This window comes from Corallococcus sp. 4LFB, from assembly GCF_046520365.1.
Classification (GTDB): domain Bacteria; phylum Myxococcota; class Myxococcia; order Myxococcales; family Myxococcaceae; genus Corallococcus; species Corallococcus caeni.
This window is the reverse complement of record NZ_JBKGHJ010000014.1, coordinates 14857-32312: the sequence shown is the minus strand read 5'-3', so window position 1 is coordinate 32312 and position 17456 is coordinate 14857. Positions and strand designations below refer to the sequence as shown.

Genomic DNA, 17456 nt, shown 5'->3' with positions numbered 1-17456 from the left:
AGCGCTCGGCGGCTCGCCTGCTTTTCAGCGGGGAATAAAGGCGTCAGCCTTCGAACCTCGCCCACTGCTTGGACCTCCGAAGAATGTCCTCTCCCCTGCTCCGCTGGGGCCTCGTGCTCCTGGTCTGTCTGCTGGCCCCCGTCGGGTTCGCGAAGGAAGTGAAGGTCCGCAAGGCCAAGGCGAAGGCGCCGCGCCTGGTGCGGATCCACAGCGGCCACCGGCTCCAGCGCGACGCGGCCAGCGCCTTCGAGCGCATGGCGGCGGAGGCGCGCACGGCGGGGCAGCCGTTGCGGGTGAAGAGCGGCTGGCGTTCGTACCAGCAGCAGCGATACCTGTGGCGCCGCTACCGCAAGGGCCTGGGGCCCAAGGCCGCGCGGCCCGGCCGCTCCAATCACAACCGCGGGCTCGCGGTGGACCTGGTGGTGGGCAGCGAGGAAGCGTCCCCCACGTATGGCTGGCTCGCGGGCAACGCGTGCCGCTTCGGCTTCCGCCGCACCGTGGCGTCGGAGCCGTGGCACTGGGAGTACCGGCCCCGGAGCACCTCCGCGCCGGAGGCCGGTGAGGACTGCCTGGGCCGTCCCCTGAACGTGGAGCCTGCGCCCGTCGTGGTCCGCCAGGACGCCAGCTAGGCTCCGGGACGCGGGCCCCGTCAGAAGGGAACGCGCGGCGGCAGCTCCACGGTGAACGTCGCGCCGTGCCCCGGCTCGCTTTCGACGCGGATGTTTCCACCGTGCGCTTCGACCAGCTGGCGCGTGATGAAGAGCCCCAGCCCGAGCCCTCCGTAGTTGCGGGAGGCGGCGCGCTCGAAGCGCTCGAAGATGCGGGCCTGCGCTTCCGGGGGAATGCCCATGCCGTGGTCCTTGACGACGAGCCGCGCGCCTCCCGCGTGGTTCACCACCTCCATCCGGATGGGCCGCCCCGCGCCATACTTCATCGCGTTGGTCAGCAGGTTGAGCATGACCTGCTCCAGCCGCAGCCGGTCCCACTTCCCCCACACCGGCTCCGGGGCCATCAGCTCGAACGCGCAGCCTGACTTCTGGAACTGCTCCGTGAGGTGGGCTGTCACGTCCCGCGCCAACGCCGTCAGGTCCAGCGCCTCCAGGCGCAGGTCGAGCCGCTTCTCGTTGATGCGCGAGACGTCGAGCAGGTGCTCCGCCAGGTGTGACAGCCGTTGGAGCTGGGATTCAAAGACCTCCAGCAGCTTCGACACCTTCTCCGCGGGCAGCGGGCGCGACGACGTGATGGCGGACCCCAGCTGCTGCACGCGCAGCCGCATGGAGGTGAGCGGCGTCTTCAGCTCATGGGAGGCGATGGACAGGAACTCATCCCGCGCGCGGATGGACTCCTGCGCGGAGCAGTAGAGCTGGGCATTGTCGATGGCGACGGCGGCCCGGCGGCCCAGCTCCTCCGTCAACGCGAGCTCCGCGGGCGTATACGTGCGCCCCGGCGCGGGAGAGACGAGGAACAGCACGCCCAGGGTGCGGCCTCGCGCCTGGAGGGGCACGCCCATCGAGGGCCGGCCCCGGAGCGTCCGCACCTCCGCCCAACGCTCCTCCGCCAGGGCCACCGGATCCAAGAGCCCCCTGGACGCCTCGGACGTCTCCGAGGTTCCGGTGGCCAGGATGCGGGCCGGACCGTGGGGGGCCGCCGGGTCCGGCGGGTGGCGCTGGAGGAACGCCCGCACGCCCGCGGCGCGGATCGGTGAACGGTCCGCCATCGCCACGGGCCGCAGGGGCTCTGTCTCCGTCCGCACGAAGACGACACACAGGTCCGCCAGCACGGGCACCGCCAGCTCGGCGACGCGCTGGAGCGTGGTCTCGTAGTCGAGCGACGTCACCAGCTCGCGGCTCGCCTCGGCGAGGAAGCGCTGGGAGACCTCCATCTGCTTGCGCTCGGTGATGTCGGTGGCGATGCCGCAGAGCGCGTAGACCATCCCGGTGGCGTCGCGGAGCGGGAACTTCTGCGTGAGGTGGATGTGGATGCCGTCGTCGTGCGCGAGCCGCTCCTCCCGCTCCACGGAGACGCCTGTCTTGAAGATGTCCCGGTTGGCCTGGTGCAGGGCCTCCGCGATGTCCTGGGGGAAGACGTCGAAGACGGTCCTCCCCGCGACCTGTTCCCGGGTGCGGTGGAAGAGCCGCTCCCACTCACGGTTCACGAACAGGAACCGCTCCTGGGTATCCAGCAGGAAGAACACCGTCGGCGCGTTGTCCAGGATGGCGCGCAGCCGCTGCTCGCTCTCCTGCAGCGCGTCCTCGGCCCGCTTCCGCTCGGTCACGTCGATGAGCACCGCGAGCGAGCGGACCACCTTGCCGGAGGCGTCCTGCTCCGCGATGGCGGACAGGAGGACGTCGATGGGCTGCCCGCTCTTCTTCACGACCTGGTACGGCACGTTCCAGCAGGCCCCCGTCCTGAAATATTCGGGGAGGACGACCTCGCGGGCGAACCGACGGGACTCCGGCGTCAGGAACTCCACGGAGTCATGCCCGAGCACCTCCGCGCGCTCGTAGCCCAGGGTGCTCAACCAGCAATCGCTGACGCTGATGAGCCGCCCCTCCAGGTCGATGGAGTGCATCATCACGGGCGTGTTGTTGTAGAGCGAGCGGTACTTCTCGCCGGCCGAGCGCAGCGAGTCCTCGGCCCTCTTGTGGTCGGTGACGTCGCTGACGATGGAGACTCCGCCACGGACCGCGCCCGCCTCGTCACACACCGGGCTGGAGCTGACGTGCAGCCAGGTCCCCGCCGGCCTCTCTGCGTTGCGAAGGAAGACCTCCTCGCGGCTGACGGTCTCACCACACAGGGCCCGGCTCATGGGCAGGCGCTCGGACGGATACAGCGTCACCTTGTCGGGCAGGTAGAGCCCGTAGTGCTCCGGCCACCGGCTGACGGGCTCGTCCGTGGGGCCCATGCCCAGGATGAGCTCCGCCTTCGGGTTCATGAACACGAGGTGCTGGTGCTCATCCGCCACCATGAGCCCCTCGCCCATGCTGGCGAGGACGGCCTCCAGGAGGCGGCTCTGCCCTGGCGGCATGGCGCTCGGGGGTGGATTCGCTGGGCTGTCGTGCAGGCGATCCATGGGACGTGTGGCTGGAACGGATTCCTCCCTCTTCAACGATGGGGGCTCGCCAGCCCATGCGCCACACGTCGCCCTCCTCCCTCCGCAGCACGGGGAAGCGACCCGCCGCGGCGGGACACTCACGCACCGCCGCGAGGGGACACGCCCAGCCGTTTCATCATCGTGCGCACCGTGCCGCCGGGGTCCTTCGCCGCACCCCGGCCGACCTCGCCCAGCAGGCGCGCGGCCTCCGCGGCATTGCCATCCGCGCGCCGCAGCGCGGCCTGGAGGGCCAGCCGCTCCAGCCAGTGCCTGCGCCACGCGTGCTCGCCGAGGCGCGAGATGACCCGGTCCTCCAGCACGCGCAGCAGCTTCGACTCGAGCGCGTGCGGTCCCGGGCGGACATGTACCTCCAGCAGGCCCCGAGGCTCGCGCCCCACGAGGAGCTGGGCGGCGCGTGCGAGCGGCTCGCGGTCGAGCGCTCCCGGCGCCATGCCCGGTGCCTGATGCCTGTCCGTGAAGCGCTCCGGGCCCGTGCTGAATCACTGGAGCGCTTCGAGCAGGGCCCCCTGGAGCGCCTTCCGGTTCTCGGGGAAGTGCTGGTTGGGATAGGGCCGCGCTCCACTCAGGATGGCTTCGTACTGTTGATACATGGGGTCGGAGCGCGCGGGCTCCCGCTGATAGAAGGCGCGGTTGGCCTGGAGCAGGTAGCGAGGCCGGGTGCCCTCGGGGCCGTCCTCGCTGAAGGCGATGAGGCTGCGCGTCTCGGGGGCCTGCATGAACGACGTGAAGGCCCGGGCGTCCTCCGCGCACGTTCCGGTGCAGCTCGCGTTGAGCACCAGCGCATCCACGAAGACCGCTGGCGCCGAGCCCGTGCCCAGCGGAACCGAGACGACCTCCGGGAGCGGCATGGAGGGATTGGCCTTGAGGATGTAGAACAGGCGCTCGGTGTAGCCCATGAAGCCGTTGGCCTGCTCCGCGGCGAAGGCCTCTTCCGCCACCGAGTTGTCAGCGTAGGTGCCATCCAGGCACGGATTGACGCCCGCTTCGAGCGAGCAACTGTCGACGACCTCCGCGAACGCCCCCACCGTCGGTGAGTCGAGCGGAAGGGAGATGGCGCTCGCGAGGGCATCCCCCGGATGCGTGTCCGCCCAGGCATCGATGTATGAGGAAGGCAGCGTCCAGCTCCCGTCGAAGTTCGTCTGGAAGGGATGCCCGCTGGCGCGCGGACGCCTTGGGGTTGGATGACGACCTCCGCTTGCCGCGCGCCCCAGCTGACGAGTGTCAATACACCCAAAGTGGGTATTTCAAGAGCGGGGCTCTCAGGTCATAAAGACTCTCACGTGCCGCCTCGGACGGCTGGCGAACGGGGTCCTCTGGCACCCGTGCTGATGCCGTCAGGACACCGCTGGCGTGCGCAAGAACCGCGGTAGCCTTCGCTGGCTCGTCTCCCCGGGGGTTTGATGCCGTCTACATTCACGTGGCTGGACCATTCGGAGCACGATCGGCGGCGTGTGCTCGAAGCAGTGGACCGCTTCAAGGAAACCGACACCCGAGACGAGCTTGGCCTCGGCGCCATTCGGGACACCTTCGCGGACCTGCTCTTTCCAGGAACGAGCACCATCCAGACACGCGCGCGCTACTTCCTCTTCGTCCCCTGGATGTACCGCCAGCTGCATGAGAAGCGCATGACCGCGGACAAGGTCGCGGCCCGCGCGCGCAAGGAGGAGATCCAGCTGCGGGACACGCTGCTTGAGTCCACGGACACCGCGGGCGTGCTTGGCAAGGTGGCGGGGGCCGCACTCAAACGCCTGCCCAGCAATGTGTACTGGCAAGGCCTCGGGGCCTGGAAGATCCGCCTCTACCCAGGCTCGCAGCAGGAGTACCACCGCTACTTCGAGCGCCTTCACACGGCGGAGGACGGCGGGCGCGACGATGATGGGGAGTCGCTCGATGGAGGACGACTGGCGCCCTGGCACCTCCACCTCCCCCCAGCCCCAGACGCCTTCCCGGCGGGCACGGATTTCGAGCTGAGTCCCGACGAGGCCCGATACCTCGCCGAGCGCATCTGCTTCTCCGCTCCGCGGTCGCTCCTCGCCTTCCTGGTGCGGCGAGGCAAGACCGTGGAGGCCCAGTATCCCTGGGCCCATCCCCAGCTCGCCGAGTTCCCCTCCCACATCCAGGACATCCTCCACCACGGCCAACTCCTCGCGGAGTCCCTCCACGGAGCGGCGCTGCTCTACAACCTCATGCTCGCGGAGGAGCTTCCCCCAGGGCCCCGGAGGGACGAACGCACCACGGCGTTCCGTGAGGAGCTTGAGTCATGGGTGACGGAGCTGGAGCCGCGCGGCGGTGTCCTCTCAAGCTGGAAACGCGGCGACTTCTGGTCCCTTGTCCAGCAGCGCACCCGTGTCAGCGGAGCCACCCACCGCTTCGTGGAGCAGTGGCAGGAACATGCACCGTGGCAGAGCCTGCACCGCGCAGCCGACGACGTGGCGGTGCGAAGGCTGGTGCGTGACCGCGAGCGCCAGCTGAAGGGAGCCCGAGCCCGACTCGGAAACCCGCGAGCGCTCGAGCTCTGGAACGGGGCATCCGGCGCGGACCGGCTCGTCTACCGGTGGCCCAGTGCCGCCCGCATCCTGAAGGACATCCACGCCGGACTCGGGGGTCGCCATGCTCGCGCCTGACACGCGAAGGGTCCTGCTCGAGGCGCTCAGGCCCCCGGAGGGCTTCCGCATCGACCGCGCCCTCGCGACCACCTACACGCTCGACCTGATGGCGCTGCTCACCGCGCCGCTGGCCTTCTCCCTGTTCGATGGCATCGCCGGCAAGGAGGACGCCACGAGCAGCGCGGAGGCCAGCGAACATCTGAACCCGTTCGCATTGCTGAAGGCGGTCCGCGCTCACGCCGAGCGCACCACGGTCTTCTGCCAGAGCACGCGCATCTCGGCCCCGCCCAGGTACCAGCGCCTGCTTGCCTACGTGGAGGACTCGGTCGTCGAGGTGAATGCACCCACTGAGGGCGGCGTCTTCCACCCGAAGATGTGGGCACTGCGCCTCGTGGGCGATGAGGGCGAGGTGGCGTACCGGGTCCTCTGCCTTTCACGGAACCTCACCTTCGATCCATCCTGGGATACGGCGCTCGTCCTGGACGGCCCGCTGGCGGACCGGGAGCGGTCCTTCGCCGCGAACCGCCCCCTGGCGGACTTCTTCCGTGCCCTCCCCTCCCTCGCCGTGCGCCCTCCTCCCCAACGGGTGATGGACGACGTCGCACTCATCGCCGGCGAACTGGGACGCGTTCGCTTCGAGCTTCCACCTCCCTTCGAGGAGCTCCAGTTCCATCCCCTGGGACTGGCCGGCTACAAGCGCTCCCCCGTGGAGACGGCGCCCCGGGCGCTCATCGTCTCGCCCTTCGTCACCGCGCCGGCCCTCGAGGGGCTCGCGGAGGGCGGCATCCTCGTGTCTCGCATGGATGAGCTGGCGAAGCTTCCTCGGGAGAGCCTCGCGCCCTTCGAGGTGTGCGTGCTGCACGACGGGGCGGAGATGCTGGAGTTCGGGGACACAGGGGAGACGTCAGCGCGCGGCGGAGAGGACTCGCCGCCCCCTTCTGGATTGCACGCCAAGCTGTTCGTCCAGGACGATGGCCGGAACGCTCACGTCTGGACGGGCTCCGCCAATGCCACGAGCGCGGCGTTCCATCAGAACGTTGAATTCCTCGTGAAGCTGACGGGGAGGAAGAGCCAGGTCGGCATTGAGGCCCTCCTCGACGGTCGCCAGGGTGAGCCAGGGCTGCGCGCCCTGCTCGCCTCGTGGACTCCTCCCGAGAAGCCCACGGAAGAGGATCCCACCGACAAGGCCCTGGAGGAGCGCCTCCGCGCCGTCCGGGGCCTGCTGGGCCGGATGAGCTGGGTCGCCGAGGTAACGGAGGGGCCGACGGGGTTCTCGACGCGCCTGCGGTCCGAAGGCCCGGTCGAGGTGCCCGCTGACATCGCGGTGAGCGTCTGGCCCATCTCCCTTCCCCGGGACACCTTCGCGCGCGCCCTCGAACTTCACGAGGGACACGCGGGCGCCGACTTCGCGGCACGCAGCTTCGAGGCGCTCACGGGCTTCTTCGCGTTCTCCCTGACCACCACCGTGGACGGCAGGCAGGCGGAAGCCGTTTTCGTCGTCACCGCGATCCTCCAGAACGCCCCGGCGAACCGGGCCGCGCGAATCCTCCAATCGATGCTCGATGAGCCCGCCAAGGTGCTCCGCTTCCTGAGGATGCTCCTGGCCTCGGACCCGATGGACATCCTGGAGGGCCTGGCGGGGTTCGAGGTGACGGAGGCCACCCCGGGCGGCAATGGCGCCGGGGCTGGCGCGGAGGTGCCGCTCCTCGAAGCCATGATCCGGGCGCTGGACCGCGATCCCTCGCGCCTGGATGCCATCCAGCAGGTGGTGCAGGACCTCCTCGCGACCGATGAAGGACGGCGCTTGTTGCCGGACGGCTTCCTCGCGGCGTGGGAGCCCATCTGGGCAGCACGGAAGACCCTGACGGGGGAGGTGGCAGCGTGAGTCGCCCAGCAGAGACGGAGATCCTCGCTGGCGCGGAGCGCGCGCTGCTCGGATTGAAGGACTTCCAGCGGGAGACGGTGGACTACGTCTTCGAGCGGCTCTTCTTCCCCGATGGTTCCGGCCGCTTCCTCGTCGCGGACGAGGTGGGCCTGGGAAAGACGATGATCGCCAAGGGCGTGATCGCGAAGACCGTCCAGCACCTCCGCGACCGGGTGGAGCGGCTGGACGTCGTCTACATCTGCTCCAACACGGACATCGCGCGCCAGAACGTCAGCCGCCTCAAGCTCGAGGGGGAACACGTCACGCTTGCCTCCCGCCTGACGCTGCTCCCCAAGCAGGCCCAGCGACTCAAGGACTCCCCCTCCCGCGTCAACTTCATCTCCTTCACGCCAGCGACGTCCTTCGACCTGGGCGGGGGCCTGGGGCATGTGGAGGAGCGCCTCCTGCTCCACGCCATGCTGAGCGAACTGTGGGGCCTGGGCACCAGTGCGACCGCGATGAACGTGCTCCAGGGAGGGGTGGACAGCGAGCGCTTCCGCGACGGCGTCAGAAGGACCCGGCTCGCGGACTTCGATCCGACGGGAGACAGCACCCGCTTCTTCGCGAAGGAGCTCGACAAGCGTGCCGCCGAGGCCAGGGCGCGAGGTGAACCAGACCTGCGCGCGCGCTTCGACGAGCTTCGCCAGGCGTACTCCACCTCCAGGAGCCAGCCGGACGGCACGACGTCCAGAGCGCGCTCCCGACTGGTGGGCGAGCTGCGCTCGGCGCTCGCATCCAGTTGCGTCGCGACGCTGGAACCCGACCTGGTCGTCCTCGACGAGTTCCAGCGATTCAGCCACCTGCTCGATGGACAGGATGACGCCAGCGAGCTGGCGCGCGCGCTCTTTGATTTTGATGGCGTGCGGACCCTGCTCCTCTCCGCGACCCCGTACAAGATGTACACGACCGCCAGCGAGGCGGGAGGCGAGGACCATTACCAGGACTTCGTCCGGACGCTCCGCTTCCTCGAGCGGAAGCCTGCCGGAACGGACGACATCGACAGGCTCTTCCAGCAATACCGGCGCGGCCTCATGGAGCTGGGGGACGCGGAGCGCCGGCGCGAGCTGGAGGCCGTCCGCGGGAAGCTGGAGGACCGGCTGCGGCGGGTGATGGTCCGGACCGAACGGCTGGCCTCCACGCCCGACCGCAACGGCATGCTCAAGTCGGTCCCTTCGACCACCGCGAGGCTGACGCGCGACGATGCGCTGGGTTACCTCGCCCTCCAGAAGGTGGCTCGGCTGTGCAACCACCCCGACACGCTCGAGTACTGGAAGAGCACGCCGTACGCGTTGAGCTTCATGGACGAGGGCTACAAGCTCAAGCGCACCCTATTGGAGCGGAGCGAGGACGGGCAGGCCCGGTTTGAGCTGGCCCGGACGCTGACGGCCCCTGGAAACCTGCGCCTCCCCTGGGCCGCCATCGAGCGGTATGCGGAGATTGACCTGGGCAACGCCCGGATGCGGGAACTCGTGGAGCAGACGCTCGGGTGCGGTGCGCACCGCCTGCTCTGGCTGCAACCGTCCCTCCCCTACTACCGGCTTCGCGGTCCTTGGGGCGAGCCGGGGACGAAAGACGTCAGCAAGCGCCTCGTCTTCTCCTCCTGGAAGTTCGCTCCCCGAGCGATCGCGGCACTGCTGAGCTTCGAGGCCGAGCGGCGCATGTACGGGCGCGAGGAGCGAGACGGCTACTCCTCCGAGCGGCGCCGCCGCAGGGGCGCGTCCCTCCGCTTCCAGGTCGCGGAGGGGCGCCCGACGGGCATGCCTGTCCTCGCCCTGCTCTACCCCAGCGTCTTCCTCGCCCGAGCCTGCGACCCTGTGCGCTTCGCTGCGGAGTCGTTTCGAGATGGGGTGCCGGGAGAGGGGTTCGTCGAACTCGACGAAGTGCTCGCGGCGGCCCGCATGCAGCTCGAGGTCGCCTTGAGGCGTCTGCCGCCCGGCGCGGCCGAGGGACGTGTCGACGAGCGGTGGTACTGGGCGGCGCCCCTCCTTCTGGATCGGGCCATCGAGCCACGCGCCACCGAGCAGTGGTTCGACCGGGAAAATCTGCCAGAGCTGTGGATGGGGGAGCACAGCCAGGAGCATGCGGAGCAGTCGTGGCAGGCCCACGTGGAGACCGCGCGGGAGATGTTGCGAGGTGAGGGAGAGCCCCTGGGCCGCAGGCCCGACGACCTCGTGGACGTACTCGCGGAAATGGCGATCGCGGCGCCGGGCGTCACGCTCCTCAGGTCGATGCTTCGCGTCCTCGAGTTGCGCACCGATGCGCTGAGCGACACGGCGGGCGTGCGCATCCGGGACGCCGCGGCGATGGCTGCATGGGCGTTCCGGGCCTTGTTCAACCAGCCCGAGTTCGCGGAGATGCTGCACCGCGAGGTCGCGGAGCCCCGTGACCTGCCCTACTGGAGGGCCGTGCTCCGCTACGCCGTGGACGGCTGCCTCCAGGCGGTGCTGGACGAGTACGCGCACGTGCTCCGGGACCACCTGGGGCTGAGCACGGGGAGCGCGGCGGAGCGGGTGCACGAAATCGCGGAGAACATCGCGGAGGCGCTGTCACTGCGCACCGCGAGCCTGACCACCTCCGACGTGGAGCCAAGCCAGGGCGGACGGACGGTCCAACAGGAGAAGCGCCGAATGCGCTGCCACTTCGCCTTGAGGTTCGGAGACGAGAGGACCGACGAGGGGCAGGTGGCCACCCGCGCGGACTCCGTGCGCAAGGCGTTCAACTCCCCCTTCTGGCCCTTCGTGGTGGCAACCACCTCGGTAGGACAAGAGGGCCTGGATTTCCACGCGTACTGCCACGCGGTGGTGCACTGGAACCTGCCCAGCAACCCGGTGGACCTCGAGCAGCGCGAGGGCCGGGTTCACCGGTACAAGGGACATGCTGTCCGCAAGAACGTGGCGCGAATCCACGGACTGGCGGCCCTCAACACCGCGGCGACGGACGTCTGGGAAGTGATGTTCGAGAAGGCGCGCCAGTCGCGTCCGAAGGGAACGACGGACATCGTGCCGTACTGGGTGTACCCCGTGGACGACGGCGCACGGATCGAGCGGCACATCCTCGCGCTCCCGCTGAGCCGCGAGTTCGAGCGCGCGGAGCGTCTGTCGAAGTCTCTTGCCATCTACCGCATGGCCTTCGGCCAGCCACGGCAAGATGACCTCATCAAGTACCTGATCGAGACCGTGGAGCCACAGGTGCTGGAACAGGCGCTCGCAGCGACACGCATCGACCTGTCCCCCTACGCAGCGGAAGCCGCCTCTTGGCCGCCCTCAACCTGATGCAGCGGCCACTCAGCGCGTGAGGAAGGCGCGCATCTCGGAGACGACCTCCGCCTGCCGCGTGAGCCAGAGGTAGTGCCCGGCGCCTGGGAGCATCACGAGCTTCCAGTTCGGCAGGCTCTTGAGCAGGGCGGCCTGGGCGGCCTCGTGCTGACGCAATTCCGGCAGGAAGACCCGGGCGCGCTCGCGCAGGTCGACCGGGACGTTCTCCGCCTGGGACAGGAACTCCACCCACCCCGCGAAGGCCTGCTCGTCTGAGATGGCCAGCACCGGGGCCTGGAGCTTCGCATAGTCCGGCTCGGCCGCGCCCCGCACGCTCAACTCCGTCGATTCCGGGAGGCGGTGGTAGCGCAGGTATGCGCCGGTGGCGGCGTCGAACTCATACGCCTGATCAATCTCATGCGGAGGGAACGGACCGCCCAGGTCGCGCGCCAGCAGGGCCGTCACGGCATCGCGTGACGGCTGCCCGTCGAGCACCGTGAACGGCAGCGGCGGCAACGGGCCGGGCTTCAGGAACGCGGCGATTTCGCCCCGGTTGTCCGTGGCGTCCAGGAAGATGAGCGCCTCCACGCGCTCGGGGTGGTGGACGCCCATCCAGTTCAGCTCATCCCCCGCGAGCGAATGGCCCGCGAGCGTCGCCTTCGTCAGTCCCAGTCCGTCCAGCGCGGCCAGCACGTCGTGCCCCAGCGTCGCGCTGTCGTAGCCGGCGGCGGGCCAGCTGGATGCTCCGAAGCCGCGCCGGGTGAAGGCATAGACGTGGTGCGTGGCGAGGAACTCCGGCGCCAGCACGTCGAAGACATGACCGGTGCTCCCCAGGCCCGGCAGGAACACCAGCGCCGGCCCCTTGCCGTTGTAGTCGAGCACCTCCAGCTCGACCTCCGGTGCCACCTTCACCCGCCGCACCTGGTGCAGCGGATCCGCCGTGCCGCCCGGCGGCGTCGACGGAGTGGTGGCACAGGCAGAGAGCAACAGCACCCAAGACAGACGGAGCCAGGACGTTCGCATGGGTGGCAACCTTTGCACGGACCCTTGCGACAACGGAACAGACTCAAGCCTGCAAATCATGCCCAACCCAATTCAATCATAAATTTCCATCCCTCGCTGAATCCCCGCAGGTGACAGATGAAGCGCTTGAACTGGATGACGTGATCCCCTGCCCCGCTGCTATCCGCGGGCCTGATGCTGGCCGCGTGCGGCAGCGCGGAAGTGGAGGCACCCGGACCAGACGTGTCTGCCATTGGCACAGTGGAGGACAAGATCTGCGCGTACGCCGTGAACCGCGCGTTCTGACCGCCGCCGGTGCCCGCGGCGCGGTGCGTGATCCGCGCCGTGAAGTGCCTTCCGCCCCCTGCGCGCCATCGCAATGCACGGGGGCCTCGGGGTAGCGTGCGGCCCTCTCTGCGGAAAGAGGGGGGCCCATGCGCGTCGTACCGTCCGTCCTGGAATCCGTCACCGTTCACGCCGAGGGCGCGCTGTGCACGCGCGCCTTCGTGCTCTCGCCCGAGAACGGCCACCTGCCCGGCCAGGTCCGCGTCGACGGCCTGCCCCTGGCGCTGCGCACGGGCTCGCTGCGTGCCCGCGTGGTGGAGGGGCCGTCGGGCCTCCTCGTCCGCGACCTCAAGCCCACGTTCGACGTGCGGCTGCCGCCGGAGTCGGAGCTGCCCGCGGAGCAGCACGCGCTCGAAGCAGCGGAGGCCGCGCTGTCGGCCGTGCACAGCCGGCTGGAGCGGGTGCGCTCGGAAATCGCGGCGCTCCGCGACCTGACGCCCACCTGGCCGGCCCAGCGCAAGGGCCATCCCCCGCGCGAGGCGCCGCTGAGCGCGATGCTGTCGCTCACGGGGTTCGTGGACGCGGAGCTGGCGGAGCTCCAGGCGCAGGAGCTGGATCTGGAGCGCCAGCACCGCGACGCCACGAACGAGCTGGAGCTGCGCCGCCGCCGCGTGCAGGAGCTGTCCTCCGCGCGCAGCGTGGACCGGGCCCGGCTGTTCCGCGCGGCGCTGCTGACGCTGTCCGGCCCCATCGCGGCGCAGGGCGACGCACGGCTGGTGCTGGAGTACGCGGTGGCCGGCGCGCGCTGGGTGCCCACCTACGACCTGCGCCTGCCGCGCACGCTGGAGGAAGGCACGCTGCGCATGCGCGCCGCCGTCATCCAGCGGACCGCGAGGACTGGACGGGCGTGCGGCTGGCCGTCTCCACCGCGAGCCTGGAGCGGCGCGCGGAGGTGCCGGAGCTGAAGTCGCTGCGCATCGGCCGCAGCCAGCCGCGCCGCGCGCTCGGGGTGGCGCGAACCCGCGCCGGGCCTGGAGGAGCTGTTCGCGGGCTACGACGCCCTGCACGTGGCGCCCCCGCCGCCGGTGCTTCAAAAGCCCCAGGCGCCCGTGGCCCCGCTGTACGAGGAGCCCGCTCCGGAAGCCGAGGACGACGGCTACGAGGAGCAGGAATCCTACAAGGAGATGGCCACGTTCGGAGGCGCGCCAGGAGGCGCACCCAGCGTGTCCCGTCCTGCTCCGCCGCCGCCCCCCATGGCGGCACCGAAGTCCTCGGGAGCCTTCCTCGGCGGTTCCCGTCCCACCCCCAGCCGCAGCGTCACCGGCGCTGTCTCCGCTCCGGCGCCGAGCATGGCCGCGCCCAGGGGCGGTGGCGGCATGGAACGCAAGCGCAGCAAGAAGCGGATGGCCGAGGATGACAGCTTCGACGGCGCCCCGACGGCGGGCCTGTTGTCGCTGGACGAAGAGGGCGGCGGCGACGAGCTTCGCCGTGCGGCCAGCCTGGAGCCGGCGGACACCCTGTTCGACTACGACTCGCTGACGCTGGCCTCCGCGGCCTCTCCCGCGCAGCGCGGCCGGCTGCGTCCCCGGCCCGCGCTCATGTCGCAGGCGATGCTGTCCTTCACCTCCGTCAACGTGCAGGTGGAGGTCGTGCGCCTGGAGGCCCAGGCCTTCGTCTTCGCCGAGTCCGTGAACACCGTGGCGCCCCCCACCTGGTCCGTGCCGCCGCGCGACTCCGCCCGGCACTTCGATGCGCGCTTCGACGCGGAGGCCGTCGCGGACGTGCCGTCCGATGGCGCCTGGCACACCGTGCCCATGCTGACGGTGCCCCTGGAGCTCAAGGCCGAGTACGTGTGCGTGCCCTCGGTGGAGCCGCGCGTCTTCCGCACGGTGCGCCTGGACAACGCCTCGCCGCATCCGCTGCTCGCGGGGCCGGTGGACGTGACGCTCGGGGACGAGTTCCTGATGACGTCCCCGCTGCCCACGCTGGGGCCAGGTGAGACGCAGCGGCTGGGCCTGGGCGTGGAGGAGGCGCTCCAGGTGGCGCGCAACACCCGCTTCGAGGAGGCCACGGGCGGCATGTTCGGCAACGCCACCGTGCTCACGCACCACGTCTCCGTGGAGGTGGCCAACCACCTCTCGCGCCCCGCGAGCATCGCCATCTCCGAGCGCATTGGCGCGGTCCCCGAGTCCCAGAAGGACCTCAAGGTGGAGGAGGCGGAGGTGGTGCCGCCCTGGCAGAAGGCCACGCCCCTGCCGGGTGAAGACGCGGTGGAGGGCGAGCGGGTGTGGCGCGTGAGCGTCCCCGCCGGAGAGAAGCGTTCGATGAAGGCGACGTGGGTCGTGAAGCTGCCCGCCAGCAAGATGCTGAACGGCGGGAACCGGAGGACGTGATGCGCACTTCCATTCTGTTGCCCCTGGTCAAGGTGACGGTCCTGGAGGACCGGGCCCTCATCGAACGCAGCGGCGCGGTGACGCTGCCCCCGGGCCCCTGCCGCCTCGGGGTGGACGGGCTGCCGGCGGTGGCGGTGGACCGCTCGCTCCAGGCGAAGCTCACCGGCGGCACGGTGACCCAGGCCAGCCTGCGCCGCACGCTGCGTGCGGTGCTGCCCGAAGCGCTGCGTGAGCACCACTCGGAGCTGGCCCGGCGCGCCTTCGAGCGCGAGCAGGTGCTTGCCCGCGCCCAGGCGGAGGTGCGGCGCCTGGAGGCGAAGCACGAGCTGCTGGAGACCGCGCGCCAGGACGTCCTGCGCGCCATCTCCGAGCGCACCGGCGCCGGTGAAGCGGATCCGGCGCGATGGAAGGACCAGCTCGCGACGGTCCGCCAGGAGCAGGCCGCGGCGGACGATCAACTGCGGCAGGCCCGCCGGGACCTGGGGCGCCTGGAGCGGCAGCACATCCAGGAGACCCGCGACGTGCTGTCGCGCACGCAGGCGCCGGAGCCCACGGTGGACGTGCGCGCGGAGCTGGACGTGAGCCACGCGGCGGGCGGCGAGGCGACGCTCACGCTCAGCTACCTGGTGCCGTGCGCCGCCTGGCGGCCGGCCTACCGCGCGGTGCTGGGGCTCGCGGAGGCGGCGCCCACGGTGACGTTGGAGTGCGAGGCCGTCGTCTGGCAGAACACCGGCGAGCCGTGGAAGGACGTGACGCTGGCCTTCTCCACGGCGCGGCCCACGCTGGGGGCCACGCCGCCCCGGCTCACGGAGGACTGGCTGACCCTGCGGGACAAGACGTCGCGCGAGAAGCAGGTGGTGGACGTCTCCATCCGCGAGGAGTCGCTCCAGGAGACGGGCGAGGCGGGGACGGCGAAGGCCGCGGACGCGCTGCCCGGCATGGACGACGGCGGCGAGCCGGTGACGCTGGCCGCGCCGCACAAGGCCACGGTGCCGTCGGATGGCGAGGCCCACCGCGTGGCGCTGTTCTCCTTCACCGCGCCCGCCACGTCGGAGCTGGTGGCCTGTCCGGAGCAGTCGCCGCTGGTGCACCGGGTGGCGCGCTTCGACAACACGGGGCCGGCGGTGCTGCTCGCGGGGCCGGTGGACCTGGTGCGCACCAACGGCTACGTGGGCCGCGCGCAGCTCAAGTTCGCGGGCCGCAACGAGCGCGTGAAGCTGGGCTTCGGCAGCGAGGACTCGCTGCGCGTGTCGCGGCAGGTGGACATGGGCGAGGAGGTCGCGCGCATCACCGGCCGCCGCACGCGCACGCAGAAGGTGAAGCTGTTCGTCTCCAACATGGGCGCGAAGCCCGCGGCGCTCGCGGTGGAGGAGCGGATGCCAGTGTCGGAGGTGGAGGCGGTGGAGGTGGCGATGCTCAAGGACGCCACGAAGCCCGCGCCCACGAAGGTGAGCGAAGAGGGCATCGTGCGCTTCGAGTTGAGCGTGCCGCCGCGCTCCCAGCAGACGGTGAACTTCGGCTTCACCGTGGCCAGCGCCGCGAAGGTCGCGGGCCTGTAGGGAATCCCCACGCCATGCCCTTCGCGACGAAGTCCGGCCGCCGCATCCACTACGAGGTCCAGGGCCACGGCCCTCCCCTGCTCCTGCTGCACGGCCTGCTCCAGCTGGGCTCGCACTGGTCGCTCAAGGGGTACCTGCCCGCGCTGACGGACGCGTACACGGTGGTGACGTTCGACTCGCTGGGGCATGGCCGGAGCGACACGCCGCACGACCTGGAGGCATACGGGCTGCGGCACCGGGTGGAGGACGCGCTGTCGGTGCTCGACACGCTCTCCATCGACCGGGCGCACGCGTGGGGCTATTCGATGGGCGGCTGGACGGTGTGTGGCCTCGCGTCCTTCGCGCCGGAGCGGCTGGCGTCCTACGTGGTGGGCGGGTGGGACCCGGCGGTGGGCCTGCCCGTGGCCTACGCGGCGCTGGAGAAGCAGCTCAAGCCCGGCACGAACGTGGACTGGTTCCACATGCTCCTGCTGGGTGCGCGGAAGGCACCGGAGCTGGCGGAGGCCATCGACGCGGGCGACCTGGACGCACTGCGGCTGTGCCTGAAGGCCTGTGAGAGCTCGGCGGGCCTGGATGAGGCGCTGGTGAAATCCGGCCGGCCGGGGCTGCTCTATTGCGGCGCGATGGACCCGTACCACGACTCCATGAAGGCCGTGGCACAGCGAGCCGGCGCGACGTTCGCCACCATCGAGCACGCCGACCACGGTGGCGCCTGGGCGAAGGCGCCGAAGGTGCTGCCCCACGTCCTGCCGTTCCTTGAGTCGGTCGCGCGGCGCTGATCAGTTCGCGGACTGGATGGCGATCACCCGGACGTCGACCTCCTCGCAGGCGGAGTCCCGGCAGATGCCATGGAGCCACGCCTCGCCCTGGCCGAACATCACGCCCTGGTCGTTGACGAAGACGTCCGTGTAGCGCTGCCGGGTGATGACGCTGGCGATGACCGGCGTGACGATGGCGTCGTAATGCCGCACGAAGGACGCGGCGTCGGGCAGCCGCACCTTCCTGCCGCCGATGTTCGCGGTGAAGGGGTACGCCACCAGGGCCGCGACCGCCTTCGCATCGCGCGCGGCCACGGCCCGCTGGAACGCCGCGAAGGCCTGCGCGTACTTCGCGGGCTCACCGAGGACGTCCTGGATGCGGGCATTGACCGCGGCGGTGGCGTCATCCGTGGCGACGACATTGGCCGCGGGAGGCCGTGCGGCGGCCACCGTGGGTTCATCGCGTTGACAGGCGGCCGCGGACACGAGGACGACGGCGGCAAGCCGCGGAGGCTTCGTCTGCATGGGTACCCCCCCGCCAGGACCGACAGCGAAGCCCT

At 70.5% G+C, this 17456-nt stretch carries 13 protein-coding genes; 8 read left to right on the top strand and 5 right to left on the bottom strand.

From position 1 onward, the window contains the following. Positions 1-83 precede the first annotated feature (83 nt). Positions 84-629 carry a D-alanyl-D-alanine carboxypeptidase family protein gene (locus tag ACLEQD_RS03040; protein WP_410381628.1) on the top strand — a complete coding sequence of 182 codons (546 nt, stop codon included), beginning with the start codon at positions 84-86 and terminating at the stop codon, positions 627-629. 20 nt (positions 630-649) lie between these two features. Here the strand turns inward: ACLEQD_RS03040 and ACLEQD_RS03035 are convergent, their stop codons facing one another. The 3 genes from ACLEQD_RS03035 to ACLEQD_RS03025 all read right to left on the bottom strand — a co-directional run bounded on the left by ACLEQD_RS03035 (position 650) and on the right by ACLEQD_RS03025 (position 4140). Beyond that, a complete protein-coding gene (locus tag ACLEQD_RS03035) occupies positions 650-3028 on the bottom strand; it encodes a PAS domain S-box protein (RefSeq protein WP_410381626.1) in 2379 nt (792 codons plus the stop codon). 164 nt (positions 3029-3192) lie between these two features. After that, positions 3193-3546, bottom strand: coding sequence for a hypothetical protein (locus ACLEQD_RS03030; RefSeq protein ID WP_410381625.1), 354 nt, complete (start codon positions 3544-3546; stop codon positions 3193-3195). 48 nt (positions 3547-3594) lie between these two features. Next, on the bottom strand, positions 3595-4140 hold the full coding sequence (locus ACLEQD_RS03025; protein WP_410381623.1) for a hypothetical protein: 546 nt from the start codon (positions 4138-4140) through the stop codon (positions 3595-3597). Between the two features lie 375 nt (positions 4141-4515). Between ACLEQD_RS03025 and ACLEQD_RS03020 the strand changes: the two genes are divergently transcribed. From ACLEQD_RS03020 to ACLEQD_RS03010, 3 genes are read left to right on the top strand one after another with little or no spacing between them, the layout of a single operon-like run. Next, positions 4516-5739 carry a DUF6361 family protein gene (locus ACLEQD_RS03020; protein WP_410381621.1) on the top strand — a complete coding sequence of 408 codons (1224 nt, stop codon included), beginning with the start codon at positions 4516-4518 and terminating at the stop codon, positions 5737-5739. Beyond that, positions 5726-7606, top strand: a complete 1881-nt coding sequence (locus ACLEQD_RS03015; RefSeq protein WP_410381619.1) for a phospholipase D family protein — start codon at positions 5726-5728, stop codon at positions 7604-7606. Before ACLEQD_RS03020 ends, ACLEQD_RS03015 begins: the two co-directional genes overlap by 14 nt. Beyond that, positions 7603-10917: a helicase-related protein gene (locus ACLEQD_RS03010; protein ID WP_410381617.1), complete on the top strand. Its 3315-nt coding sequence runs from the start codon at positions 7603-7605 to the stop codon at positions 10915-10917. Before ACLEQD_RS03015 ends, ACLEQD_RS03010 begins: the two co-directional genes overlap by 4 nt. Positions 10918-10929: 12 nt before the next feature. On the opposite strand, the gene ACLEQD_RS03005 is transcribed toward ACLEQD_RS03010, so the two are convergent. Further along, entirely contained in the window at positions 10930-11922 is a 993-nt protein-coding gene (locus tag ACLEQD_RS03005) for an alpha/beta fold hydrolase (protein ID WP_410381615.1), read from the bottom strand. A 413-nt stretch (positions 11923-12335) separates the two neighbouring features. On the opposite strand from ACLEQD_RS03005, the gene ACLEQD_RS03000 reads away from it, so the two are divergent. The 4 genes from ACLEQD_RS03000 (at position 12336) to ACLEQD_RS02985 (ending at position 16917) form a co-directional block, all read left to right on the top strand. Continuing rightward, positions 12336-13151, top strand: a complete 816-nt coding sequence (locus tag ACLEQD_RS03000) for a DUF4140 domain-containing protein (protein ID WP_410381614.1) — start codon at positions 12336-12338, stop codon at positions 13149-13151. A 102-nt stretch (positions 13152-13253) separates the two neighbouring features. Beyond that, entirely contained in the window at positions 13254-14579 is a 1326-nt protein-coding gene (locus ACLEQD_RS02995) for a DUF4139 domain-containing protein (RefSeq protein ID WP_410381612.1), read from the top strand. Beyond that, on the top strand, positions 14579-16138 hold the full coding sequence (locus ACLEQD_RS02990) for a mucoidy inhibitor MuiA family protein (protein ID WP_410381610.1): 1560 nt from the start codon (positions 14579-14581) through the stop codon (positions 16136-16138). The genes ACLEQD_RS02995 and ACLEQD_RS02990 overlap by 1 nt, the downstream gene beginning before the upstream one ends. A gap of 14 nt (positions 16139-16152) precedes the next feature. Further along, positions 16153-16917: an alpha/beta fold hydrolase gene (locus ACLEQD_RS02985; protein WP_410381608.1), complete on the top strand. Its 765-nt coding sequence runs from the start codon at positions 16153-16155 to the stop codon at positions 16915-16917. Here the strand turns inward: ACLEQD_RS02985 and ACLEQD_RS02980 are convergent, their stop codons facing one another. Further along, complete coding sequence (locus tag ACLEQD_RS02980) at positions 16918-17421, bottom strand: hypothetical protein (protein WP_410381606.1); 504 nt, start codon at positions 17419-17421, stop codon at positions 16918-16920. Positions 17422-17456 lie beyond the last annotated feature (35 nt).

Coding starts and splice junctions, on each gene's coding strand:
- ACLEQD_RS03040 (WP_410381628.1), top strand. CDS start 84: ATGTCCTCTCCCCTGCTCCGCTGGGGCCTCGTGCTCCTGGTCTGTCTG.
- ACLEQD_RS02980 (WP_410381606.1), bottom strand. CDS start 17,421: ATGCAGACGAAGCCTCCGCGGCTTGCCGCCGTCGTCCTCGTGTCCGCG.
- ACLEQD_RS02990 (WP_410381610.1), top strand. CDS start 14,579: ATGCGCACTTCCATTCTGTTGCCCCTGGTCAAGGTGACGGTCCTGGAG.
- ACLEQD_RS03015 (WP_410381619.1), top strand. CDS start 5,726: ATGCTCGCGCCTGACACGCGAAGGGTCCTGCTCGAGGCGCTCAGGCCC.
- ACLEQD_RS03005 (WP_410381615.1), bottom strand. CDS start 11,922: ATGCGAACGTCCTGGCTCCGTCTGTCTTGGGTGCTGTTGCTCTCTGCC.
- ACLEQD_RS03030 (WP_410381625.1), bottom strand. CDS start 3,546: ATGGCGCCGGGAGCGCTCGACCGCGAGCCGCTCGCACGCGCCGCCCAG.
- ACLEQD_RS02985 (WP_410381608.1), top strand. CDS start 16,153: ATGCCCTTCGCGACGAAGTCCGGCCGCCGCATCCACTACGAGGTCCAG.
- ACLEQD_RS03035 (WP_410381626.1), bottom strand. CDS start 3,028: ATGCCGCCAGGGCAGAGCCGCCTCCTGGAGGCCGTCCTCGCCAGCATG.
- ACLEQD_RS03000 (WP_410381614.1), top strand. CDS start 12,336: ATGCGCGTCGTACCGTCCGTCCTGGAATCCGTCACCGTTCACGCCGAG.
- ACLEQD_RS03020 (WP_410381621.1), top strand. CDS start 4,516: ATGCCGTCTACATTCACGTGGCTGGACCATTCGGAGCACGATCGGCGG.